The sequence below is a fragment of the Kitasatospora sp. NPDC101155 genome (genome assembly GCF_044768305.1).
In the GTDB taxonomy this organism is placed as follows: domain Bacteria; phylum Actinomycetota; class Actinomycetes; order Streptomycetales; family Streptomycetaceae; genus Kitasatospora.
The window spans coordinates 19705-43633 of the sequence record NZ_JBIWPN010000010.1 but is presented as its reverse complement, the minus strand read 5'-3'; the positions used below and the strand labels follow the sequence as shown (position 1 = coordinate 43633).

Genomic DNA, 23929 nt, shown 5'->3' with positions numbered 1-23929 from the left:
GATGGGCGAGACGTGCGTACGGCCGGACTGCTCCGGCAACGGCAGGATCGACGCCGACGGCTACTGCGACGAGTGCGGGCTGGCGCCGGCGGGCGGAGGCGGCACCGGCACCACCGCGGCGCCGCCGAAGGCGGCGGCGGCCGCCGGCCCCGGCTCGCCCTGCCCGCGCGACTGCTCCGGCACCATCGACGCGGACGGCTACTGCGACGAGTGCGGCCTGACCGCGCCCGGCGCCGACACCGGCATCACCCAGCCCTACGTCCCGTCCGCGCGGGTCAGCCCGGACTCCGCCCGCAGCGGCTCGATCCGCTCCATGTCGGCCCGCACCGGCTCCTCCCGCTCGATGTCCGGCCGCTCCCGCTCGCACCGCTCGACCCGCACCGGCTCCAGCCGCTCGGTCTCGGTGCGCGCCACCCGCGGCAGCGTCAGCGCGGGCACCCGCAACCGGCTGGGCGCCGGCCTGGTCACCGTGCCGACCGTGGAGACGGCCGACCCGTCGCTGGCGGTGCTGGCCAACCCCGAGGTGCCCGAGCGCAAGCGCTTCTGCGCCAAGTGCGAGACGCCGGTGGGCCGGGAGAAGAACGGCCGGCCGGGCCGCCCGGACGGCTTCTGCACCAAGTGCGGCACGCCGTACTCCTTCACCCCCAAACTGCGCCGCGGCGACCTGGTCGGCGGGCAGTACGAGGTGGTCGGCTGCCTGGCGCACGGCGGGCTCGGCTGGATATACCTGGCGGTGGACCGCCGGGTCAACGACAAGTGGGTCGTCCTCAAGGGCCTGCTGAACACCGGGGACGAGGACGCGCTCGCCGCGGCCGTCGCCGAGCGGCGCTTCCTGGCCGAGGTGGACCACCCGAACATCGTCCGGATCATCAACTTCGCCGAGCACCTGGACATCGACTCCGGCTCCACCGACGGCTACATCGTCATGGAGTACGTCGGCGGCAAGTCGCTCAAGGACATCGCCAACGACCGCCGCACCCCGGACGGCCGGCGCGAGCCGCTGCCGGTGGAGGTGGCGATCGCGTACGCGCTGGAGGCGCTGCCCGCGCTCGGGTACCTGCACGCCCGGGGCCTGATCTACTGCGACTTCAAGATCGACAACGTGATCCAGAGCGGCGACGCGCTCAAGATCATCGACATGGGCGCGGTCTGCCGGCTCGACCACGACGGCCCGATCTACGGCACCGTCGGCTACCAGGCCCCCGAGATCGCCACCCACGGCCCCTCCCCCGCCTCCGACCTGTACACCGTGGCCCGCACCCTCGCGGTGCTCACCTTCGACTTCCAGGGCTACAGCACCGCCTACCGCGACTCGCTGCCCGGCCCCGAGGACGTCGAGGTCTTCGCCACGTACGAGTCGTACTACCGCTTCCTGGTCCGCGCCACCGACCCCGACCCGGCCCGCCGCTTCTCCTCCGCCGAGGAGATGGCCGACCAGCTCACCGGCGTGCTGCGGGAGGTCCTGGCCCTCCAGGACGACCGGCCCCGGCCCGCGCCCTCCACCCTGTTCGGCCCGGAACTGCGCGTCGTGGACACCGAGTTGGTGCTGCCCACCGACCAGCTGGGCCAGCTGCGGGTGACCGCACTGGACCCGTCCGCCGCCGCCCTCGCCCTGCCCGTCCCCCGGGTCGACCCGGGGGACCCCAACGCCGGCTTCCTCGCCACCCTGCTCGCCACCGACCCCGAGGAGGCGCTCGCCGCACTGGGCGGCGCCCCCGCCGTCTCGATCGAGAGCCGGCTGCGCGAGCTGCGCGCCCTGCTCGAACTCGGCCGCCAGGGCATGGCCGTGAACGAGCTGGCCGAGCTGGAGAAGGACCACCCCGACGACTGGCGGGTGGTCTGGTACCGCGGCCTGGTCGCCCTGGTGGGGGCTGCCGAGAACGGCAGTGAAACTGATCTGCGGGCGGCCGCCGAGGCCTTCGACGCCGTCTACGACGCCTTCCCCGGCGAGGCCGCGCCCAAGCTGGCCCTGGCCATCTGCGCCGAACTCCTCGGCGACGCCGGCGACGCGGCCGAGTTCTACCGCCTGGTGTGGGCCACCGACCACTCGTACCTGAGCGCCGCGTTCGGCCTCGCCCGGGTCCGCCTCTCCGAGGACGACCGGCCCGGCGCCGTCCGCGTGCTGGAGTCCGTCCCGGCCACCTCCAGCCAGTACACCGCCGCCCGGATCGCCGCCGTCCGCGCCCGGCTGCGCGAACGCCCCACCACCGACCCGCTCGCCACCGACCTCGCCGCCGGCTCCGACCAGCTCACCGCGCTGCGCCTCGACGACCGCCGCCGCGAGGAGCTCTCCGTCGAGGTGCTCGGCGCCGCCCTCGGCTGGGTCATGGCCGGCTCCGCGGGCGCCCAGCAGGCCGGCGCCACCGTGGTGCTGGGACGACCCGCCGTGGAGCGGGAACTGCGCTTCGCCCTGGAACAGTCCTACCGGGTACTCGCCCGGTTGGCCGACCGGGCCGAGACCAGGATCGAGATGGTGGAACGGGCCAACCGGGCCCGCCCCAGGACGTGGGTGTAGCCGATGCCGCAGCAGACCGAGTGCCCGAGCTGTTCCGAGCCGATGGAGCCGGAGGACGCCTTCTGCGGGCGCTGCGGGACCGGCCGGGACGGCCGGGCGGCCCCGGGCTCGATGCCCGCCAGCTGGGCCGCCGCCCGCGGTGGGGCCGTCCCGCCGCAGCGCGGGCCGGTCTGCGTGACCTGCGGGCAGGCGCAGGTCACCGAGGACGGCTACTGCGAAGGCTGCGGCAGCGCCCAGCCGCGCCCCCGCGACCACATGGAGAAGGCCCTCGCGGGCGTCGCCGGGGTCAGCGACCGCGGCGTGCGCCACCACCGCAACGAGGACTCCTTCACCGTCGCCGCCAGCTCGCTGCCCGGCGGCGAGCCGGTCGTGGTCGCCGTGGTGTGCGACGGCGTCTCCTCCTCCGACCGCCCTGACGAGGCCTCGGAGACCGCCGTCGACGCCGCCTCGGAGTCCCTGCTGACCTCCCTGGAGGCCGGCCGGAACCCGAACGAGGCGATGCGCGCCGCCATCGCCGACGCCGCCAAGGCCGTCGCCGACCTCGCCACCGACGGCGCCGGCCCGGCCCGCCCCGACCTCAACGCCCCCGCCTGCACCTACGTCAGCGCCATCGCGGCCGGCGGCCGGGTCACCATCGGCTGGGTCGGCGACACCCGGGCCTACTGGATCCCGGACGACCGCGCCGCCGCCGAACCCTTCCGGCTCACCCAGGACGACTCCTGGGCGGCCCGGATGGTCGAGGCCGGGCTGATGAGCGAGGCCGAGGCCTACTCCGACCCACGCGCCCACGCCATCACCGGCTGGCTCGGCGCCGACGCCGAGGAGATCGTGCCGCACACCCTCGACTTCACCCCGCACGTCCCCGGCGTGCTGCTGATCTGCACCGACGGCCTGTGGAACTACGCCGAGGCGGCCACCGACCTGGCGTACTACGTCCGCCCGGACGCCCGGACCGAACCGCTCGCGGCGGCCCAGACCCTGGTGAAGTTCGCGGTCGCGGCTGGCGGCCACGACAACATCACCGTCGCCGTGCTCCCGATCGACCCGCCCACCACTGCTGTCAACGAGGTCAGGGGCGCCGAGGAGGTCGAGGAGACGCCCACCGCGCTCGACCTGCCGATCATCGTTCCGGCCGCCGCCCGGGCGCCCGAGGACGACGAGGACTACGAGGACTACGAGCCGACCCTCCCGAACCTGCCGGTGATCGGCTCCCCCGCCGCCCCGCTGCCCCCGGCGCCGCCCGCGCCGCCGGTTCCGCCCGCGCCTCCGACGGCGCCCTCGGCGGTCCCGGCGGTCCCGCCCGCACCGCCGGCGCCGCCCGCCGCCCCGCCCCTGCCGCCCGTCCCGCCGCAGCCGCCGACGGCCTGACCGGCCCGGCCACGCCCGGCCCGACGGCCCCCGGTCCACCGGAGTGCCGGAGTGCCGGACCGCCGGACCGCCGGACCGCCGGACCACCCACCGACCTGATCACATCCACCCCTCACCCGACGGGAGCCGACCGCCCCATGGCAACACTGGCGAAGCCGAACCTGCCCAGGTTCGACGTGGAGATCTTCCAGAACGAGTACCTGGCCGACGGCGCCCGCGAGGTCAACGCCATCGTCACCGTCACCGCCACCGGCGGCGGCACCTCCGGCGGCCGCCCGCTCGGCCTCACCGACGCCGCCGCCCAGGGCGCCGACGCCAACGCGGCCGTGGTGATCCTGGTCGACTGCTCGGGCTCGATGGACTATCCCAAGACCAAGATCAACGGTGCCCGCGAGGCCACCGCCGCCGCCATCGACGCCCTGCGCGACGGCACCGCCTTCGCCGTGGTGGCCGGCACCCACGAGGCCCGCGACATCTTCCCCGGCGACGGCACCCTGGCCACCGCCTCGCCCAGCACCCGCGACCAGGCCAAGGAGGCGCTGCGCCGCCTCACCGCGGCCGGCGGCACCGCGATGGGCACCTGGCTGGCCAAGGCCGACAAGCTCTTCCTCACCCGCCGCGACATCGCCATCCGGCACGCCATCCTGCTCACCGACGGCAACAACGAGCACGAGTCGGCCGCGGACCTCGCCCGCAACATCGAGCGGGTCACCGGCCACTTCACCGCCGACTGCCGCGGTGTCGGCACCGACTGGCGGATCGACGAGCTGCGCACCATCTCCTCGGCGCTGCTCGGCACCGTCGACATCGTCGCCGAGCCCTCCGGCCTGGCCGAGGACTTCCGCTCGATGATGGCCGGCGCGATGGGCAAGCAGGTCGCCGACGTCGCCCTGCGGATCTGGACCCCGGCCAACGCCACCGTGAAGTTCGTCAAGCAGGTCGCCCCCGCGGTCGAGGACCTGACCGCCCGCCGCGCCGAGGCCGGCCCCCGGGCCGGCGACTACCCGACCGGCTCCTGGGGCGACGAGAGCCGCGACTACCACGTCTGCGTCGAGGTCCCGGCCGCCGCGGTCGGCAACGAGATGCTCGCTGCCCGGGTCAGCCTGGTGCTGCCCCCGCAGGTCGGCGGCGGCACCCCCGAGGTGCTCTCCCAGGGCCTGGTCAAGGCGGTCTGGACCGACGACCTGGCCTCCTCCACCCGGATCAGCCCGCAGGTCGCCCACTACACCGGGCAGGCCGAGCTCGCCTCCTCGATCCAGGAGGGCCTGGAGGCCCACCGCGCCGGGGACGCCGACACCGCCACCGCCAAGCTGGGCGCCGCCGTCCGGATCGCGCACGCGACCGGGAACGAGGGCACCTACAAGCTGCTGCAGAAGGTGGTGGACGTGGTGGACCCGAAGGAGGGTACGGTTCGATTCCGTAAGAACGTGAGCGAGGCCGACTCGATGACCCTTGAGACCCGGTCGACCAAGACGGTACGTGTGAAGAAGTGACCGCTGAAGACGTGATCGGGCCGGCCGCCCGGCGCGACGCCGCACCGTGCCGGCCCGAAACGAGGGGGACCTGATGCCGATCTGCCCGAGGGGCCACGAGTCGCAGGCCGAGGACTGGTGCGACTTCTGCGGCTTCCCGATGACCCCGCCGGTCCCGCCGCCCGGCGCCCACGGGGGCTACCCGGGTGCGCCCGGCGGCGACCCCGCGCCCGGCGCACCCGCCGGGCACCCGCAGCACGGCGGTGCGTCCTTCGGCGCGCCGCCGCCTCCGCCGATGCCTCCGGGCGCGGTCCCGCCGCCCCCGCCCGGTGCCTTCCCGCCCCCTGGCGCCTTCCCGCCGCCCGGGGCCTTCCCGCCGCCCGGCGCCGTACCGCCTCCCGGCGGCTACCCGCCCCCCGGGACCGTGCCGCCGGGCGCGCCGCAGGGCCTCACCGAGGGCCTGGCCGTCTGCCCGATCTGCCGCAGCCCGCAGACCGGCCGGTTCTGCGAGGAGTGCGGCTACGACTACGAGCTGTCCACGCCCTCGCGCCGCCAGACCCCGGCCGCCGGCGCACCCGCGCCCGCACCCGCACCCGGCCCCGCCCAGCCCCCGCCGCTGAACATCCCGGCGGCCTACGGCGGCACCGTCCTGCCTCCCGAGGCCCCGGTCGCCCCCCAGCAGCCGCAGCCTCCGGCGCCTCCGCAGCCGGAGTACCCGCACACCTACGGCTACCCTCCCTCCTTGCCCGCCAACGGGCAGGAGGGGCCCATGCCGGAGGGCGCCTTCCCCGAGGCGCCGGTGCGCGAGGACTCCGGCCCGGTGTACGCCCAGCCGGCCGGCCCCGGCCCGAACAACCGCGGCGGCGACTTCGGCACGTCCTTCCACCTCGCCCCGCCGGTGCAGCAGCCCCAGCCGGAGGCCGCCCCGGCGGAGCCGGTCCGGTCCAACTGGATCGCGGTGGTCTCGGCCGACCGCGACTACTTCACCGAGATGATGGCCCGCAGCGGTCCCGAGGCGGCCGGCCTGTTCTTCCCGCCGTACTGCCCCGAGCGCCGCATCCCGCTGACCGGCCGCGGCCAGCTGCGGATCGGCCGGCGCAGCCAGCACCGGGGCACCGTCCCGGAGATCGACCTGTCGGTGCCGCCGGAGGACCCGGGCGCCTCGCACCAGCACGCGCTGCTCGCCGAGCAGGCGGACGGCAACTGGGTACTGGTCGACCAGGACTCCACCAACGGCACCACCGTGAACGGCGGCGCGGAACCGATCACCCCGCACACCGCCGTACCGCTGAACGACGGCGACCGGATCCACATCGGCGCCTGGACGACGATCACGGTGCACCGCGCCTGAATGCCCTGTTGATGGTGGATCAGCCACAACTCGGTCCGAGCCGGGCGGAATTCAACATTTCGCCCGGCCCGGCTTTCTTCCGGCTTCCTCAGCAAATCCCCAAATTCACGTCCCGGGTGTGCACAAGACGCACCGAAAGCCCTATTCTCAGGGCACATGACTGCAGCTATATCCGCTGACGGCATCCGTCAGCGGTACGGGGATGTGCAGGCCGTCGACGGGGTGTCCTTCACCGTCGAGGCCGGCGAGTTCTACGGGATCCTGGGCCCCAACGGGGCCGGGAAGACCACCACAATGGAGATCCTGGAAGGGGTCCGCAAGCCCGACGAGGGTCGGGTCGAGCTGCTGGGGATGGCTCCCTGGCCGCGCAATCCGAAACTGCTGCCGCGCATCGGCGTGCAGTTCCAGGCCTCGGCTTTCTTCCGGAAACTGACGGCCCGTGAGACCATCCGCACCTTCGCGTCGTTCTACGGGGTCGGTCCCAAGCGGGCCGATGCGATGCTGGAGCGGGTCGGCCTCGCCGACAAGACCGAGACGCTGACCGACCAGATGTCCGGCGGCCAGGCGCAGCGCCTGTCGATCGCCTGCGCGCTGGCGCACGACCCGGAGCTCGTCTTCCTGGACGAGCCCACCACCGGCCTCGACCCGCAGTCCCGGCGCAACCTCTGGGACCTCCTGCGGGACATCAACAACGAGGGCCGCACCGTCGTCCTGACCACCCACTACCTGGACGAGGCCGAGGTGCTCTGCGACCGGGTCTCGATCATGGACCACGGGAAGATCCTGCACACCGGCGCCCCGGCGGCGCTGATCCGCGAGATCGACGACACCGTCCGGATCAGCGTGGCCTCCGGCCAGCTGCCGGTCGAGCGGGCCCGCGAGTTGCTCGCCGCGGTCGGCGCCGACGTCGCCACCCTGGAGGACGACACCGTCTCGCTCTCCGTCTCGACCCGGCACCCGGCCCCGGTGCTCAGCGTGCTGGCCGAGCAGAACGCGCTGCGCGGCCTAGAGGTGCGCGGCGCCACCCTGGAGGACGTCTTCCTCCAGCTGACCGGACGGGAGTTCCGCGCATGACCGTCTCCACTTCCACCGAGCCGAAGGTGCCCGCCCCGCGCGGCGGTTCGGCCGGCGCCGCCGGCGGGCAGGAGCGGGTCAGCGCGTTCTGGAGCCTGTCCCGCGCGATGCTGCTCGGCATGAAGCGGGACCGCACCGCGACCTTCTTCATCCTGCTCTTCCCGCTGGTGTTCCTGGTCTTCTTCGGCAGCGTGGCCAAGGGCAACAACAGCCCGCACGCCAAGGTGGCCCAGGTCGGCGCGGTGAAGCTGTTCGACTCGATGCAGGGCGAGGGCCGGACCGAGCTGGACAAGGTCCTCACCATCACCCGCACCGACGACGAGGCCGGAACGCTGCAGAAGGTCCGCAAGGGCGACTTCGACGCGATGATCATGCAGGGCCCGGACGGCAAGGTCGAGCTGCGCTTCAGCGCCGCCGACACGGTCCGCGCCGGCGCGCTCCAGGGCATCGTCAACTCGGTGGTGCAGAGCGCCAACCAGGCGGCCACCGGCCAGAAGCCGGCCTACGTGGTGGACGCCCAGCAGGTCGAGGACCAGTCGCTCAAGCCGATCCAGTTCCTCACCCCCGGCCTGCTCGGCTGGGCCGTCGCCACCGGCGCCGTGTTCGGCGCCGCGCTGACCCTGGTCGGCTGGCGCAAGTCCAAGGTGCTGCGGCGCCTGCGGCTGGCCCCGATCAGCGCGGGTACGGTCGTCAGCTCCCGGATCGTGGTCTCGCTGCTGACCGCCTTCCTCCAGACCACCGTCTTCCTGGTGGTCGCCACGAGCTTCTTCGGGCTCAAGCTCACCGGCAACTGGTGGCTGGTCCTCCCGCTGGTGGCCTGCGCGACGCTCGCCTTCATGTCGATCGGCCTGCTGGCCGGCTCGGTCGCCAAGACCGAGGAGGCGGCCAACGGCATCTCGCAGCTCATCGTGCTGCCGATGTCCTTCCTGTCCGGTTCGTTCTTCCCGCTGGACGGCGCCCCGGGCTGGCTGAAGACCGTCTCGCAGGTCATGCCGCTGAAGCACCTGGTGACGGCCGCCCAGTCGGTGCTGACCCGCGGTGGCGGCGTGATGGACGCCCTGCCGACGATGGGCGGACTGCTGCTCTTCGCGGCCGTTCTCACCGGCATCGCCTGGAAGCTGTTCAAGTGGGAAGACGCCTGACCTAGGACCTTCCCAGTTGAACCGGCACGGGGGAGCGGATCGGTGTTGCCCACCGATCCGCTCCCCCGTGCCACTTGCCGGGCCCTGCACACGGCTCATCAATGTCAGTGGTGGCTGTTGGGGTCGCCGTGATTGTCGCTCTCGTTCAGGTGGGGGGGTGTTCAGTGCGAAAGTTCGAGCCGCGTCCACCACCGGGTGGCGAACCTGCGCATGGATGCGCTCCACAAGCTCACCACGACGATCACCACCGAGTACGGCACGGTGGTGATCGAGGACCTGAACGTCGCCGAAACCCCGTGGAGCCTCCCGCAAGACCCGCGCCACCCGTCTCGGCCGCAAGGCCGGGCCGGGGCGGGGCGGGCAGGTGGTGCAACCCTGCCGCGCCAGCGGCGGAAGGAAACGGGAGACCGTCATCAGGACACCACAGCGCAGCTCGCGCTCTGGTGACACCGCTACGGACCTTCCGGGCGGAAAACGCCCGGATTGCTGAGAGACGACAGCTGCTCTCAGCAACGGTCGTACGCCTTTGGTCCCGGTGTACCGTTCAGCCTGCGTCTGCGACCATGGTCGGGTGACAGAGATCCGGCGAGACACGTTCAGCGAGGAGACCTTCTTCGACCAGGTCGGCGGTGAGCCGACCTTCCGGCTCCTGACCCGACGCTTCTACGAGGGCATCGCCGAGGACGAGTTGCTGCGGCCGATGTACCCCGAGGAGGACCTCGGCCCGGCCGAGGAACGGATGGCTCTGTTCCTGATGCAGTACTGGGGCGGCCCGCGCACCTACAGCGACCACCGCGGCCACCCGCGACTGCGGATGCGGCACGCGCCGTTCAAGGTCGACAAGGCCGCGCACGACGCCTGGCTGACCCACATGCGCGCGGCCGTGCACAGCCTGGAGCTGCCCGCCGAGCACGAGCGGCAGCTGCTCGACTACCTGACGTACGCCGCCGCGTCGATGATCAACACCCCGGGCTGAGCCGCCGCACACCGGACGCGCCGTACACCGAACCGCCGTACACCGAACCGCCGTACCCGGTCACCGGGCCGGGCCGAGCCCCAGCCCCGCGCCCGGCGCGGCCACCGTCCGCACCACCACCGAACCCGCCGGGGCGCTCAGCCGCAGCCAACCGCCCGCCCGGTGCACGGTGAGCGGGGCGCCGGGCTTCAGGAAGCCGATCACGTACGCGGCGTGCACCGCGCGCAGCGGCAGCTCCGGCAGCGCGCCGACCGGGCGGGACCAGATCTCGTCGGCCAGCCGGTCCAGCACCTCGCGGGTGCGGTGGTGCGCCGGGACGGCCTCGCTGCGCTCGCGGAACTCCCTCACCCCGGCCATCAGTTCGGGGTACACCTCGGCCGCCGGCGGGGCCCCGACCGGCCGCCAGCCGGCCTTCGGCGGCAGCAGCCCGGCCCAGGCCGGGCCGGTCACCGGCGCGGGCAGCGCCACGGTGCCCGCCTCGGCGTCCACGCCGTCCAGCAGCTGACCGGCCGAGACCGTCAGGTCGACCGGCTCCGCCAGGCCGCTCAGCCGGGCGGTGCGGATCGCCAGCGCGCCCGAGGTCCCCAGCGGCAGCCGCCCGAAAACCGCCAGCACGCCGTCGTCCCCGTCCGGGGCCACCGCCCGCAGCCGCACGGCCGCCGCCTTGTCGAAGCGCAACAGGCGCAGCAGGAAGGCGGAGAGGTCGGCGGCCTCGCCGGTGTCGGTCAGGGCGAGGCGGGCGGTGATGGTCAACGCGGCTCAGCTCGAATCGTCGTGGGGTTCGATCGTGCGGGGTGGGACTTTCAGACTGCCGCGACGGCCGGGGCCTCGTCCATGAAACGGGAGAGGAACTCCCGCTCGACCGGCGAGATCCGGCGTGGCCGGCCCTCGGCCAGGTCGTAGGGGACGACCACGGTGGAGGCCCGGACGTACACCGTCTCGGAGCCGTCCGGGTGGACGTCCTTGATGTCGTAGGACACGGTCAGCGAGGCGCCGCCGATGTGCGTCACCCGGGTCTCGATGGTGACCGGCTCCGGCCGGTGCACCAGCGGGCGCTTGTAGTCGATCTCGTGGCGGGCCACCACCGAGCCGCCCGCGAACTCCCCGGCACCGGCCTCGGCGGCCTGGGTGAACATGAAGTCGATCCGGGCCTCCTCCAGGTAGCGCAGGAAGACCACGTTGTTGACGTGCCCGAAGGCGTCCATGTCGGACCAGCGCAGCGGGCAGGCGTAGATGTGGCGAGCCACGGGTGTTCTCCTCGGTGTCCGGTCGCCCGTCGTCATGGACCGGCGACGGGCCGCGGCCCGGCAGACCGCCCCGGAGGGCAGTCTGCCGGGCCGTCGTGACAGCTGGATGTCAGCCTCGGGTCAGCTTCTTGTAGGTGGCCCGGTGCGGACGGGCCGCGTCGGCGCCGAGCCGCTCGACCTTGTTCTTCTCGTACGACTCGAAGTTGCCCTCGAACCAGAACCACTTGCTGTCGCCCTCGTAGGCGAGGATGTGGGTGGCCACTCGGTCCAGGAACCAGCGGTCGTGGGAGATGACCACGGCGCAGCCGGGGAACTCCAGCAGGGCGTTCTCCAGCGAGGACAGGGTCTCGACGTCCAGGTCGTTGGTGGGCTCGTCGAGGAGCAGCAGGTTGCCGCCCTGCTTGAGGGTCAGCGCCAGGTTCAGGCGGTTGCGCTCACCACCGGAGAGCACACCGGCCGGCTTCTGCTGGTCCGGGCCCTTGAAGCCGAAGGCCGACACGTAGGCGCGGGACGGCATCTCGACCTGGCCGACGTTGATCCAGTCCAGACCGTCGGAGACGACCTCCCAGAGGGTCTTCTTCGGGTCGATGTTGGCGCGCGACTGGTCGACGTAGCTGATCTTGACGGTCTCGCCGACCTTGACCTTGCCGGCGTCCGGGGTCTCCAGGTCCTGGAGCATCTTGAACAGCGTGGTCTTGCCGGCGCCGTTCGGGCCGATGATGCCGACGATGCCGTTGCGCGGCAGGGTGAAGCTCAGGTCGTCGATCAGGATCTTCTCGCCGAAGGCCTTGGAGAGGTTCTCGACCTCGATGACGACGCTGCCCAGACGCGGGCCCGGCGGGATCTGGATCTCCTCGAAGTCCAGCTTCCGCATCTTGTCGGCCTCGGCCGCCATCTCCTCGTAACGGGCGAGGCGGGCCTTGGACTTCGCCTGGCGGCCCTTGGCGTTGGAGCGGACCCACTCCAGCTCTTCCTTGAGGCGCTTGGCGCGCTTCGCGTCCTTCTGCCCCTCGACCTTGAGACGGGACTGCTTGGTCTCCAGGTAGGTCGAGTAGTTGCCCTCGTACGGGTAGGCGCGGCCGCGGTCGAGCTCCAGGATCCACTCGGCGACGTTGTCCAGGAAGTACCGGTCGTGGGTGACGGCCACGACGGTGCCCTTGTACTTCTCCAGGTGCTGCTCCAGCCAGTTCACCGACTCGGCGTCCAGGTGGTTGGTGGGCTCGTCGAGCAGCAGCAGGTCGGGGGCCTCCAGCAGCAGCTTGCAGAGCGCGACGCGGCGCTTCTCACCACCGGAGAGCTTGGTGACCGGCCAGTCGCCGGGCGGGCAGCCCAGGGCGTCCATGGCCTGCTCCAGCTGGGCGTCCAGGTCCCAGGCCTCGGCGTGGTCCAGCTCCTCCTGGAGCTTGCCCATCTCGTCGAGCAGGGCGTCCGAGTAGTCGGTCGCCATCAGTTCGGCGATCTCGTTGAAGCGGTCGAGCTTCCCCTTGATCTCCTTGACGCCGTCCTGGACGTTCTCCAGGACCGTCTTGGACTCGTCGAGCGGGGGCTCCTGGAGCAGCATGCCGACGGTGAAGCCGGGCGAGAGGAAGGCGTCGCCGTTGGAGGGGTGCTCCAGGCCGGCCATCATCTTCAGCACGGTGGACTTACCGGCACCGTTGGGGCCCACGACGCCGATCTTCGCTCCGGGGAGGAAGCTGAGCGTCACGTCGTCAAGGATGACCTTGTCTCCGTGAGCCTTGCGCACCTTGCGCATCGTGTAGATGTATTCCGCCACGTGAGATCGCTCCGGCGTCGTCGGGAGTAGTTCGGCTTGCAGCCTTCCATTGTGCCGCACCCGGCCCGAACCCCCGAACCGCCCAGGTGACCCACCGGGGTATCCCCGATCACGGCCCGCCGTCCTCCAGCCGTCCGGCCCGCCTCCCCCTCCCGGTGCCCGGCCACCTCCCCGGATCCGGCGCCCCTTCTCCCGGCCCCGGGAACGGCGAAGGCCCGGCTCCCCGCATCGATCGCGGGGAGCCGGGCCGGTTCCGCTGCTCAGGGCCTCAGGAGGTCGACTCCCCCGGCCCGCTCAGGCGGTTCAGGCGGTGGTACGACCGTGGCGACCACGACGGCGCAGGAAGAAGACCGCGGCGCCACCGGCCACGACCAGGGCGCCCGCGACGCCGGCCAGGAGCGGGGTGTTGCTGTCGGCACCGGTCTGGGCCAGGCCACCGGTGCCCGGGGCAGCGCTGGTGGTGGACGGAGCCGGCTGGGCGGCACCGGCGCTCGGGGTGCCCGAGTGGGAGGAGGTCGGGGTGGCGGTGGTGGTGCCGGTGGGGGCCGGGGTGGTCGGGGCGCCGGTCGGGGTCACGCCGACCTTGCAGTCCAGGACGCCGGTGAAGGTCTTGGCGTAGCCGTTCGGGCCGGCCACGGCGATCTTGTACTCGGCCTTCTCGGCGACCTTGACGAGCACGGTCTCGGTCTTGCCCGGCTGGACGGTCACCTGCTGCGAGCCGACCGTGACGGCACCGGCCTCGTCACCGCTGTTGGTGACGGAGACGCGCACGCCGTTGTTGGCGCACTCGACCTTGGCGCTGCTGTCGATCAGCGCGCCCTTGCCCTGCTTCCAGGTGGCCTTGGCGGCGGCGGCGACGCTCAGCTGGTCGGAGCTGGCCAGGATCATGGTCTGGCTGTGCTTGCCGAACTTGTCCACACCGGTCATGAAGACCCGGCCGCTGGGCACGACGGTCGAGGCGCTGGCGTTGAGGGTGACCGCACCGTCCGGGGTACCGGCCGGCACGTCCAGGAACAGCTGGGTGTCCTTGGCGATCGGACCGGCCAGGGTGGCGCCGACCGGCTTGCCGTCCTTGTCGACCAGCTTGGCCTTGTCGGCGGCCGCGCCGGCGACGGCCAGCTTCACCTCGCCCGCGCTGGAGTTGAGGACGAACGGTCCGAGCTTGCTGCCGGACTTGCCGGAGACCGAGTCCGGGGTGAGCGTCAGCGAGGGCTTCGGCTCGGCGGCGATGCCCTTGTTGTTGCTCCCGATCAGGTAGTCGCGCAGCTTCGTGGCGTTGTCATCGGGCAGCGTGACCTCCTTGCTGTCCGAGAACTTCCAGATCGCGGCCTGGGTGCCCGCGGCGGCCTGCTCCGGGGTCAGACCGTCGACCTTGATGGCCGCGGCGAGCGCCGTCAGGTTGACGTGCGGGTAGGAGTTGTCCAGGATCCACCGGATCATCGGGGCGTTCGCGTTGGCGGCGAGGGAGCTCGCGCCCCAGTCCGCCTCGTGGTACTCGGCGCCGCTGTCCGTGTACACCGGGTTGTCGAAGTCGATGCAGTAGGTCTGCAGCACACCGCTGTCCGTCTTGAGGGTGAAGAGACCGGCGTTGACGTCGCCCTTGCCCTTGACGGTGACCGTCTCCGACACCATGTCCTGCTGGATGATCGCCGAGGTCACGCCCGAAGTCGGGGTGTTCGCCGCGGCCGCCGTACCGGCCGCGAACAGGCCTCCACCCAGCGCGACGCTGGTCGTGAGCATGACAGTGGTTATGCGGGACAGACTCCGCCCCTGCCTCTTGAACATCTGGGATCCCTCCGGGACAGGCCACACCGAGTGGGCAGCCCGCCGACTTGCCGTGCCGCGCGTGCCCCCTGTGGCACTGCTGCGGGTATGAACCAGACGAATCCTATTGAGCCCCAGGGGCCCCGAAACCGCCATGCGAAATCAGGACGATTCCGTATCTGTATCGTTATCAACCCCCTCAGGATCCACACAAGCTGACGATCAACCAGAATCACCTCGCCACTTTCTGTTATCCGGTCGAGATTGCACGTGCGGGCACAACAACCTTCTCGATCAACACATTTGTCGACAGGGAAGGTCACCGACCGGTCAGCTCAGCGTCGCCCGGTCTTCACTGCTCCTCTCCCCCTCGGACATGTCCTCCTGCTGCTCCGTCACCGACCGCACACCCGGCGGCAACTCGGACAACCGCGGCGCGGCGGCCACCGCCGAGACCCTGCGCGCCTCCAGCGCGTTGGCGATCCACCCCGGCACCGGTTCGTCCACCCTCTCCGCCGCCTCCGCCGCGGCCGACCCGGCACCGCCCGGCGGCTGTCCGCGCACCCCGGTCGCCCAACGGAAGGCCGAGGTACCGCGGGTGAGGTCGTGTCCGACCGACCTGGCGTCGATCTCGGCCCGACTGCGCCTCACCTCACCCTCCGTCCACTCCCGCACCCGCAGCCGGCCCGTCACCAGCACCGGGTCCCCCTTGGCCAGCGAGCCGATCAGATTGACCGCGAGCGCCCGCCAGGCCGTCACCCTCAGCCACTGTGTCTCGCCGTCCACCCAGCACGCCCGCTCGCGGTCGTACCGGCGCTCCGTGCAGCCGATCCGAAAGTTCGCCATCGGCACGCCGTTGGCGGTTTCCCCGTAGGTCACCTCGGTCGCGACATTGCCGAGCACCGTCACATGCGCCTCGCTCACAGCACACTCTCCGTTCTCGCCGATGCACCGTACGGAATCGAGCGGTGCGAGTTGAGAGTGCGCTCCGGGGGAAATCCCGGCCACCGAGTTCCGAAATCCTGTGGATAACTCGGCACAACGGAAAGCCGCCGTCACCCGCAGGGGTGAATTTCAGCCTTCGTACACCGCCAGGCAGCCATCTCTTCGCGGCCATGACAACAAACCGGCAGATCGCCGCCCCCGTCCGGGCGCGGCGGAAGCCGCACCGGCCGCCGTCCGCGCACGTCATCCGACCGGCACAAGCCGAATACGGCCCCCACCCGCGGCGGCGGCGGCACATTCTCCGTGCCGAATCCATAACGGGTGGGGAGGCAGCCCCGTAACGACTGCACAACGTCCGGCACGGAAGAGTGCCATACCGCTGCACTCACGGCGTTCACCTGCGATTATCGGACCGCTCCACCGAACCGACACACCAACGGCGGTGTCGTCACACCCGGCCGGGGAACTGAACACCCTTATCCTGTCCCCGACAGGGCGAGGGCCCACCAACCCCCACCCCCACCCCCAGGTACGGGGACGGACAACGCGCGCCCCGAGCGCTCGCTGCCCGATCCCGGCCACGGTCACGCCCGCCACGGGCGCCGCCCGTCCCGCCCCCATAGCTCAGCGGATAGAGCACCCGCCTTCTAAGCGGTAGGTCGCAGGTTCGAATCCTGCTGGGGGCACCACCCCGCAATTCCCGCAGGCCATCGCGTCGATGAACACTTTCCGTGGTCGTTTCGAACCTCCGGGTAATCCAGCACCCACCGCGCATAAGCCGTGACAATGCGTGTCATGCCCGCCGCGAAATCTCCCGGAATTCCGGGCGAATCCCCCGCCCCCGCGCTAAACCGACCCGCCGGAAGCGGCGATTGGGCCCCGGCCGGCCCCCGGCCCCACCGACCCCGTCAGCCCCGCCAGGTAGGCGTCGAGCAGCGCGGTCTGCCGCTCGGCCGGGAACTCCGCCGGGGCGAACAGCACCTGCACCACCAGCCCCAGTACGAAGGCCTGCGCCCCCGCCGCGAGCCCGGCCGGGTCCGCCCCGACCGGAAGCTCCCCGAGCCGCTGGGCGTCCGCCACGTGCGCCGTGAGCGCCACCCGCGAGCGGGCGTAGCGGGCGGCGTGCGCGGCCGCCAGCTCCGGGTCGGCCAGGGCGACGTCCCAGGAGCCGACCCAGATCCGGTTGCCCGCCACGGCCGCCTCGTCCAGCGGCAGCACGTCGAGCAGCGCGGCCCGCAGCCGGGCCAGTCCGACCGGCGGCGGGGCGCCGTCGACGGGTGCGGTGCGCCGGGGCCGGACCAGCGAGCGCCGGTCGAGTTCCTCCAGCGCGTGGCTCAGCAGCGCCCGCTTGTTCGGGAAGTAGTGCGTCAACAGCCCGGTGGAGGCGCCCATTTCGGCGGCCACCGCACGCAGGGTCAGCCCCTCGAAGCCCTTGCTGGAGAGCACCCGCCACACCCCCTCGGAGACTTCCGAGCGGCGGGCGTCGTGGTCTCCACGGGCTGGCGTCATGGGGGCTATCGTACATACCAAACGTTTGTTATGAATGGATTCCGACCGCTCACGCTTCACCCGTGAAAGGCCCGCCCGTGTTTTCCGTACCGCTCGCCGAGAACGCCGAACTGCGCCCGCTGGAGCCCTGGCAGGCCCCCGAGTTCCTGGCCCACATCGACCGCGCCCGGGCCCACACCGACCCGTGGATCCCGTGGGCCACCCGCTCCACCGACCTGGACTCGGCCCGCGCCACCCTGCAGGGCTACGCCGACGGCCAGGCCGCCGACCAACGCCGGATCTACGGCATCTGGCGGGACGGCACGCTGGTCGGCGGCGTGATGTTCGTGCACTTCGACACCAAGAGCGGCAACTGCGAGATCGGCGCCTGGACCGAGCCGGCCGGCGAGGGCGGCGGGCTGATCACCGCCGCCGTCCGGCAGCTGCTCGACTACGCCTTCGTCACCCGCGGCCTGCACCGCGCCGAGTGGTGGTGCTCGGCCGTCAACGCCCGCAGCCGGGCGGTGGCCGAGCGGGTCGGCATGCGGCGGGACGGCGTGCTGCGCGAGTGGTTCCTGCACAACGGGGTCCGCCACGACAAGGAGATCTGGGCGATCCTGGCCTCGGAGTGGGCCGCCGCCAAGGCCTGACCCCGGACCGGGCTCGACCGGAGCGGGCCGAGGCCCGGCACGAGCAGCGGGGCCCGGCACGAGCAGCGGGGCCCGGCACGAGCAGCAAGGCCCGGTGGACTCCCCCGCAGTCCACCGGGCCCCGCTTCCCCCTGGCGTCCGCCGACGCCCGCTCGGACTGTCGGCTCAGGCCGCCAGCACCGGCTTCCCGGCGGCCTCGGAGGCCGCCTCCTCCGTCGCCCGCAGCCGCAGCGCCAGCAGCAGCACCAGCGCCATCACCCCGCCCGCCGACAGGAAGACCACGTCCACCGCGTCCGCGAAGCTGCGCACCGCGTGCTCCCGGGCCGCACCGGTCAGCACCCGGACCGCCCCGAGCGGCCGCCCCGGCTCACCGGCCTCGAACACCCGGGCCAGCAGGCTGCCGAAGAACGCCGCGCCGAGCGCTCCGCCGAGGGTCTGGAAGAACCGGATGCCGGTGGTCGCCACGCCGAGCTGGTGGCGCGGGGCGCTGTCCTGCACCAGGGTGACCAGCTGCCCGATCAGCTGGCCGAACCCGGCGCCGAGCAGGGCGAGTTCGGCGCCCACCGCCCACAGCGGGGTGTCCGGCCCGCTGAACCCGAGCAGCACCAGGGCGAGCGTCCCGCAGACGGCGCCGGCCGCCAGGAAGGTGCGCGGCGCGTGGCCGCGGGCGATCAGCCGGGTGGCCAGCAGGCCGACCCCGGTCATCCCGGCCGCCATCGGCATCAGGTAGAGGCTGGCCGTGGTCGGGGCGATCCCCCGGGCGAGCTGCAGGTAGATCATCACGTAGACGATCGAGCCCATCATGCCCATCCCGACCAGGCCCTGGACGGCGAAGCCGATCCGTACGACCGGGATCCGGAACAGCGAGAGCGGCAGCACCGGCTCGGCGGCGGTGGCCTGGCGCCACAGGAAGAGGGCGAGGGCGGCCAGGGTGGCGGCGGACAGTCCGAGGATCTCCGGGGAGGTCCAGGCGTAGTCCTTGCCGCCCCACTCGGTGACCAGCAGCAGCCCGGTGGCGAAGGCGGCGGCCAGGGTGGCGCCGAGGAAGTCCAGGCCGCGCCGGCGGACGGTCTGCGGCAGCTTGACCACCAGGGCGACGCCGGCCACCACGAGCAGGCCGAGCGGCAGGTTGACGTAGAAGATCCAGCGCCAGCTGAGGTGGTCGGTGAACAGCGCCCCGACCAGCGGGCCGACGGCCATGCCGAGGCCCGCGACGATGCCGCCCATCGCGCCGCCCTTGCCGCTGCCACGCTCCGCCGGGTCCTGGAGGTGGGCCATGACCACCATGGTGACGCTCATCAGCCCGCCGCCGCCGATGCCCTGGACGGCCCGGAAGGCGATCAGCTGGCCCATCGACTGCGCGGCCCCGCACAGCGCCGAGCCGAGCAGGAAGGTGCCGAGCGCGCCCAGCAGCACCCGCTTGGCGCCGTAGACGTCGCAGAGCCTGCCGTAGAGCGGGAGCAGCGCGGTGGCGGCCAGGGCGAAGGCGCTGACCAGCCAGGGCAGTCGGTCGACGCCGTGGACGGGGTCGAGGTCGCGGACGATCGGCACGGTGGCCGCCGACACGATGTTCGAGTCGAGTACGGCCAGCACGATCGTGACCAGGCAGAGCAGCATGCCCAGACTGCGCTGGGCCTCCGTCATCAGGCCGGTGCCGGCCTGGGCGGGTGTGTTCGGAGCGGCGGATGCCATCGGGAAGTCCCCCCGGATTCGGTGGAGTTCGGCCCGGACCGGCGTGGTCCGGCGGGCTCGTCACCACCATGGCAGAATTCTTAGACTCGGTCAATTCTTCAGCCAGACCAATCTTTCATCCCGGCTTATCTTTCATCCAGGATCATCATTCATCCTGGTCAACCTTTGATCCTGGTACAGTCAGCCCATGGCGACCCACTCCGGCTTGGACCTCGGCCCCGACCGCGACCTCGACGCGCTCCCGCTGCGCGAGCGCAAGAAGATCCAGACCGGCATCCGGATCTTCCGCGCGGCCATCGGGCTGTTCGCCGAGCGCGGCTTCGACCAGGTCTCGGTGGCCGAGATCGCGGCCGCCGCCGAGGTGTCCAAGATGACCGTCTTCAACTACTTCCCCACCAAGGAAGACCTGGTCATGGGCCCGATGGAGCAGCACCTCGACGAGCCGGCCCGGGCGGTGCGCGACCGCGTCCCGGGCACCTCGGCGGTCGCGGCGCTGCGCGAGCACTTCCTCGCCGCGCTGGAGCGCCTGGACCCGGCCACCGGCCTGAACGACGACCAGGTGGTGCTGGACGTGGTCCGGCTGATCCACCAGACCCCGGCGCTGGCCATCCGCGCCACCGCCGCCTTCGACCGGCGCGCGCAGTCCCTGCTCGCCGCGGAGCTGGCCGCCCAGGACCCGGCCCACGACGAGCTGACCTCCCGGGTCGCCGCTGCCCAGCTGCTGGCCGTCCGGCTGACCCTGATCGGCGACAACCACCGGCGGATGCTGGAAGGCGAGCGCGCCGCCGACGCCCTGCCCGCCGCCCTCGCCGAGGCCCGCCGCGCCTTCGCCCTGGTCGAACAAGGCCTCGGCGACTACTGCGCCGGCGCCGCCTGAGAGAGTGGGCGCACCACGACCGACCGGAGGCACGCATGGACCAGCCGCTGCTCACGCGGGACCGCTCCACCCTGCCCGCCCAGGCCGACGGCCTGAACGCCTACGTCGGCGAGGACGGCGTCGCGGTGCTGGAGTTCGCTCGCCCGCACCGCCGCAACGCGGTGACCCTGGCGATCTGGCAGGCGCTGCCCAAGGTCCTGGCGCAGATCGCCGAGCAGGAGGGCGTGCGCGCCCTGCTGCTGACCGGCGCCGGGAACACCTTCAGCGCCGGCGCGGACATCACCGAACTCGCCGAGGTGTACGGCGATCCGCAGCGCGCGGACGCCTACCACGCGATCAACGTGGCCGCCGAGGAGGCGCTCGCCGCCTTCCCGCACCCGACGATCGCCGTGGTGCACGGCGCCTGCGTGGGCGGCGGCTGCCAGTTGGCCGTCGCCTGCGACCTGCGCTTCGTCGCCGACAACGCCCGGCTGGGGATCACCCCGGCCAAGCTCGGCGTGGTCTACCCGGCCGTGCCGACCCTGCGGCTGGCCCGGCTGGTCGGCCCGGCCCGGGCCAAGTACCTGCTGTTCTCCGGCGAGTTGGTGTCCGGCCGGGACGCGCTGCCGCTCGGCCTCGCGGAGAAGGTCCTGCCGGTCGCCGAACTGGACGCCGCCGCGCTGGAGTTCGCCCGGCTGCTGACCACCCGCTCGACCCAGACCATCGGCGCGGTGAAGTCCGCGCTGGCCGTCCCTGCCGAACGGGCGGCCGAGGCGCTGGAGCCGTGGGAGCGGCGCTCGCGGGAGGCCTCGGACGTGCACGAGGGCCTGGCCGCGTTCCTGGAGGGCCGCCCGCCCCGGTTCTGAGCCGGTCCGGACGGGCAGTGGCGGGTGGTGGCGCCGGCGGCTCACGTACGATCATCCGACCGGCGCCGAGCCGCCGACGACCCTACCGAGCCGCCGACCGCCCTTACGACCCGGAGCAGCGACCCCGATGACCACCGAGGCCACGACCGCCCCCACCAGCCGGACGACCTGGGCCCGCCGGGTCACCGACGGCGTCGAGCCGAAGAACGTGATCATCGCGATCTGCCTGCTGATCGGCGGCCTCCGCTACGGTCTGGCGGGCCTCGGCTGGGCCGCCTTCGCGGCGCTGTTCGCCGCCGTCATACCGACCCTGTTCATCCAGCGCGGCATCCGCAAGGGCACCCTGGAGGACCGGCACGTCGGCCACCGGCAGCGCCGGCTGACCGTCATCCCCTTCATCATGGGCTCGGTGCTGACCAGCTTCGCGGTGATGATCTGGTTGGACGCCCCCGCAGACCTGACCGCGATGGTCGCGGCGATGTTCGCCTCGCTGTTCCCGATCCTGGCGATCACCGTCTGGTGGAAGGTCTCCGTGCACACCGCCGTGGCCGGCGGCGCGGTGACCTGCCTCGGCATCGCGCTCGGCCCGCTGTGGCTGCTGCTCTACCCGCTGGTCGCGGTGATCGGCTGGTCCCGGGTGGTGCTGCGGGACCACACCACCGCGCAGACGATCGTCGGCGCGGTGGTGGGCGCGGTCACCGCCGGGCTCACCTTCTGGCTGGCCCGGTAGCCGCCGGGAGACAGGCCCTAGCGGATCGGCATCCCCGAGATCGCCCGGGCGATGACCAGCCGCTGGATCTCGCTGGTCCCCTCGAAGATCGAGTAGATCGCGCTGTCCCGGTGCATCCGCTCCACCGGGTACTCCCGGGTGAAGCCGTTGCCGCCGAGGATCTGCATCGCCTGCGCGGTGACGAACTTGGCCGTCTCGCCCGCGTACAGCTTGGACATCGAGCCCTCGGCGGCGGTGAACGGCTGGTTGTTGACGGCCATCCAGGACGCCCGCCACACCAGCAGCCGGGCCGCGTCGATCCGGGTCTTCATGTCGGCGAGCTGGAAGGCCACGCCCTGGTTGTCGATGATCGGACGGCCGAACTGCTCCCGGGTCTTCGCGTAGTCCAGCGCCACCTCGTACGCGGCCCGGGCGATGCCGATCGCCTGCGCGCCGACGGCGGGGCGGGAGGCCTCGAAGGTGGCCATCGCCGCGTTGCCCTTGCCGCCCGAGCGCTTGACGCCCTCCCGGGCCCGGGCCAGCCGCTCGTCCAGCTTCTCCTTGCCGCCGAGCAGGCAGCTGCCGGGCACCCGGACGCCGTCCAGCACCACCTCGGCGGTGTGCGAGGCGCGGATGCCGTGCTTCTTGAACTTCTGACCCTGGCTCAGTCCCGGAGTGCCCGGCGGGACGACGAAGGAGGCGTGCCCGCGGGTGCCGAGCTCCGGGTCGACGCTGGCGACCACGACGTGTACGGCCGCGATCCCGCCGTTGGTGGCCCAGGTCTTGGTGCCGTTCAGCACCCACTCGTCCTTGGCCTCGTCGTAGACGGCCCGGGTGCGCAGCGCGCCCACGTCGGAGCCGGCGTCCGGCTCGGAGGAGCAGAAGGCGGCCACCTTGAGGTCGTCCGGGGTGCCGAACATCTGCGGGGTCCAGGTGCCGATCTGCTCGTCGGTGCCGTTGGCGAGCACCGCGACGGCGGCCAGCGTGGTGCCGACGATGGACAGCCCGATGCCCGCGTCGCCCCAGAACAGCTCCTCCATGGCGATCGGGATGCCGACGCCGGAGGGGTCGAAGTACTGCTGGGCGTAGAAGTCCAGCGAGTAGATGCCCAGCTTGGCGGCCTCCTGGATGACCGGCCAGGGGGTCTCCTCGCGCTCGTCCCACTCGGCGGCGGCCGGGCGCATCACGTCGGCGGCGAAGCCGTGCAGCCAGTCGCGTACGGCGAGCTGGTCCGCGCCCGGGTCCAGCGAGAACGTGCTGCTCATGGTGCATGCCTCCGAAGAAGGGGTACGGCCGACCGGGGTGTTACCTCGGGTAACATCGTCGGAGTCTGCTACTGATTGGTAACCGGTGTCAACGCCCCCGCAGACCCCGTAGACCCGATCCCGGCCCCGATCCCGAGGAGCAGCGCATGTCCCGAGAGCCCCGCCGCGAGCAGCTGCTCAACGCCGCCGACCGGGTCATCCAGCGCGAGGGGCCGAGCGCCAGCATGAACGCCATCGCCGCCGAGGCCGGCATCACCAAGCCGATCCTCTACCGGCACTTCGGCGACCGGAACGGGCTGATCAGCGCCCTCACCGAACGCCACACCGGCGGGCTGCTGGCCGCGATCCGGGCCGCTCTGGCCGAACCGCTGGAACGCCGCGACCGGGTCGAACACGTGCTGGACACCTACCTCGCCGGAATCGAGGCCCGCCCGCAGGTCTACCGGCTGCTCACCCACCCCGAGCCCGGCGACCCGAGCGGCGCCGGCAACGCGCTGGCCCCCGCCCTCCGGCAGATCGCCGAGGAGATCACCCGGGCCGTGCAGAGCCAGATCGACCTCGGCGCCGACCGCGACCTGCTCGCCGAGGCCTGGGGCCGGGGCATCACCGGCATGGTGCTGGCCGCCGGGGACTGGTGGCTGGAGACCAAGCCCTGCTCGCGCACCCGCATGGTGCAGGCGCTCGCCGACCTGCTCTGGGGCCGCCTGGCCGCCGCCGCGGACCTGCCGACCGCCGTCCTGCCGCCCACCCCGGCCGAGCCCGCCGCCGACTGAAC

21 protein-coding genes and 1 tRNA gene are annotated in these 23929 nt (G+C 72.4%); 14 read left to right on the top strand and 8 right to left on the bottom strand.

What is annotated here, in order from left to right; translation table 11 throughout:
- Position 1 precedes the first annotated feature (1 nt).
- The 8 genes from ACIRYZ_RS17125 to ACIRYZ_RS17090 all read left to right on the top strand — a co-directional run bounded on the left by ACIRYZ_RS17125 (position 2) and on the right by ACIRYZ_RS17090 (position 9898).
- Positions 2 to 2515, top strand: coding sequence for a tetratricopeptide repeat protein (locus tag ACIRYZ_RS17125; RefSeq protein ID WP_402944731.1), 2514 nt, complete (start codon positions 2 to 4; stop codon positions 2513 to 2515).
- 3 nt (positions 2516 to 2518) lie between these two features.
- Positions 2519 to 3883 carry a PP2C family protein-serine/threonine phosphatase gene (locus ACIRYZ_RS17120; protein WP_402944729.1) on the top strand — a complete coding sequence of 455 codons (1365 nt, stop codon included), beginning with the start codon at positions 2519 to 2521 and terminating at the stop codon, positions 3881 to 3883.
- A gap of 137 nt (positions 3884 to 4020) precedes the next feature.
- Entirely contained in the window at positions 4021 to 5376 is a 1356-nt protein-coding gene (locus tag ACIRYZ_RS17115; RefSeq protein WP_402944726.1) for a VWA domain-containing protein, read from the top strand.
- A 73-nt stretch (positions 5377 to 5449) separates the two neighbouring features.
- The gene (locus tag ACIRYZ_RS17110; RefSeq protein WP_402944723.1) at positions 5450 to 6706 is read left to right on the top strand and encodes an FHA domain-containing protein; all 1257 of its coding nucleotides are present in this window, start codon (positions 5450 to 5452) and stop codon (positions 6704 to 6706) included.
- A gap of 156 nt (positions 6707 to 6862) precedes the next feature.
- Positions 6863 to 7780 carry an ABC transporter ATP-binding protein gene (locus ACIRYZ_RS17105; protein ID WP_393025854.1) on the top strand — a complete coding sequence of 306 codons (918 nt, stop codon included), beginning with the start codon at positions 6863 to 6865 and terminating at the stop codon, positions 7778 to 7780.
- Positions 7777 to 8922 (top strand): ABC transporter permease, encoded by a 1146-nt coding sequence (locus ACIRYZ_RS17100; RefSeq protein WP_402944719.1) that lies wholly within the window; start codon positions 7777 to 7779, stop codon positions 8920 to 8922. The genes ACIRYZ_RS17105 and ACIRYZ_RS17100 overlap by 4 nt, the downstream gene beginning before the upstream one ends.
- Positions 8923 to 9054: 132 nt before the next feature.
- Positions 9055 to 9369, top strand: a complete 315-nt coding sequence (locus ACIRYZ_RS17095; RefSeq protein WP_402944717.1) for a transposase — start codon at positions 9055 to 9057, stop codon at positions 9367 to 9369.
- 124 nt (positions 9370 to 9493) lie between these two features.
- The gene (locus ACIRYZ_RS17090) at positions 9494 to 9898 is read left to right on the top strand and encodes a globin (protein ID WP_393025845.1); all 405 of its coding nucleotides are present in this window, start codon (positions 9494 to 9496) and stop codon (positions 9896 to 9898) included.
- Between the two features lie 60 nt (positions 9899 to 9958).
- Here ACIRYZ_RS17090 and ACIRYZ_RS17085 read toward each other — a convergent pair whose 3' ends face one another.
- The 5 genes from ACIRYZ_RS17085 to ACIRYZ_RS17065 form a co-directional block, all read right to left on the bottom strand.
- Positions 9959 to 10651, bottom strand: coding sequence for a hypothetical protein (locus tag ACIRYZ_RS17085; RefSeq protein ID WP_402944715.1), 693 nt, complete (start codon positions 10649 to 10651; stop codon positions 9959 to 9961).
- Between the two features lie 50 nt (positions 10652 to 10701).
- Positions 10702 to 11145 (bottom strand): acyl-CoA thioesterase, encoded by a 444-nt coding sequence (locus tag ACIRYZ_RS17080; protein WP_393025839.1) that lies wholly within the window; start codon positions 11143 to 11145, stop codon positions 10702 to 10704.
- 109 nt (positions 11146 to 11254) lie between these two features.
- Complete coding sequence (gene ettA, locus ACIRYZ_RS17075; RefSeq protein ID WP_402944712.1) at positions 11255 to 12919, bottom strand: energy-dependent translational throttle protein EttA; 1665 nt, start codon at positions 12917 to 12919, stop codon at positions 11255 to 11257.
- A gap of 303 nt (positions 12920 to 13222) precedes the next feature.
- Entirely contained in the window at positions 13223 to 14659 is a 1437-nt protein-coding gene (locus ACIRYZ_RS17070; RefSeq protein WP_402944709.1) for a Cys-Gln thioester bond-forming surface protein, read from the bottom strand.
- A gap of 354 nt (positions 14660 to 15013) precedes the next feature.
- Entirely contained in the window at positions 15014 to 15607 is a 594-nt protein-coding gene (locus ACIRYZ_RS17065; RefSeq protein WP_402944706.1) for a single-stranded DNA-binding protein, read from the bottom strand.
- A gap of 634 nt (positions 15608 to 16241) precedes the next feature.
- On the opposite strand from ACIRYZ_RS17065, the gene ACIRYZ_RS17060 reads away from it, so the two are divergent.
- Positions 16242 to 16317: transfer RNA gene (locus tag ACIRYZ_RS17060), tRNA-Arg, on the top strand.
- Positions 16318 to 16474: 157 nt separating this feature from the next.
- On the opposite strand, the gene ACIRYZ_RS17055 is transcribed toward ACIRYZ_RS17060, so the two are convergent.
- Positions 16475 to 17137 carry a TetR/AcrR family transcriptional regulator gene (locus ACIRYZ_RS17055; RefSeq protein ID WP_402944704.1) on the bottom strand — a complete coding sequence of 221 codons (663 nt, stop codon included), beginning with the start codon at positions 17135 to 17137 and terminating at the stop codon, positions 16475 to 16477.
- A gap of 77 nt (positions 17138 to 17214) precedes the next feature.
- Here ACIRYZ_RS17055 and ACIRYZ_RS17050 point away from each other — a divergent pair, with 77 nt between their 5' ends.
- On the top strand, positions 17215 to 17766 hold the full coding sequence (locus ACIRYZ_RS17050) for a GNAT family N-acetyltransferase (RefSeq protein WP_402945231.1): 552 nt from the start codon (positions 17215 to 17217) through the stop codon (positions 17764 to 17766).
- 165 nt (positions 17767 to 17931) lie between these two features.
- Here ACIRYZ_RS17050 and ACIRYZ_RS17045 read toward each other — a convergent pair whose 3' ends face one another.
- On the bottom strand, positions 17932 to 19458 hold the full coding sequence (locus ACIRYZ_RS17045) for an MFS transporter (protein ID WP_402944702.1): 1527 nt from the start codon (positions 19456 to 19458) through the stop codon (positions 17932 to 17934).
- A gap of 187 nt (positions 19459 to 19645) precedes the next feature.
- Here ACIRYZ_RS17045 and ACIRYZ_RS17040 point away from each other — a divergent pair, with 187 nt between their 5' ends.
- The 3 genes from ACIRYZ_RS17040 (at position 19646) to ACIRYZ_RS17030 (ending at position 21910) form a co-directional block, all read left to right on the top strand.
- Positions 19646 to 20335 (top strand): TetR family transcriptional regulator, encoded by a 690-nt coding sequence (locus ACIRYZ_RS17040; RefSeq protein WP_402944699.1) that lies wholly within the window; start codon positions 19646 to 19648, stop codon positions 20333 to 20335.
- A 35-nt stretch (positions 20336 to 20370) separates the two neighbouring features.
- Positions 20371 to 21180 carry an enoyl-CoA hydratase/isomerase family protein gene (locus ACIRYZ_RS17035; protein WP_393025815.1) on the top strand — a complete coding sequence of 270 codons (810 nt, stop codon included), beginning with the start codon at positions 20371 to 20373 and terminating at the stop codon, positions 21178 to 21180.
- 127 nt (positions 21181 to 21307) lie between these two features.
- Positions 21308 to 21910: a hypothetical protein gene (locus tag ACIRYZ_RS17030; protein ID WP_402944696.1), complete on the top strand. Its 603-nt coding sequence runs from the start codon at positions 21308 to 21310 to the stop codon at positions 21908 to 21910.
- 17 nt (positions 21911 to 21927) lie between these two features.
- On the opposite strand, the gene ACIRYZ_RS17025 is transcribed toward ACIRYZ_RS17030, so the two are convergent.
- On the bottom strand, positions 21928 to 23154 hold the full coding sequence (locus ACIRYZ_RS17025; protein WP_380614221.1) for an acyl-CoA dehydrogenase family protein: 1227 nt from the start codon (positions 23152 to 23154) through the stop codon (positions 21928 to 21930).
- Between the two features lie 146 nt (positions 23155 to 23300).
- Here ACIRYZ_RS17025 and ACIRYZ_RS17020 point away from each other — a divergent pair, with 146 nt between their 5' ends.
- Positions 23301 to 23927, top strand: a complete 627-nt coding sequence (locus ACIRYZ_RS17020) for a TetR family transcriptional regulator (protein ID WP_393025806.1) — start codon at positions 23301 to 23303, stop codon at positions 23925 to 23927.
- Positions 23928 to 23929 lie beyond the last annotated feature (2 nt).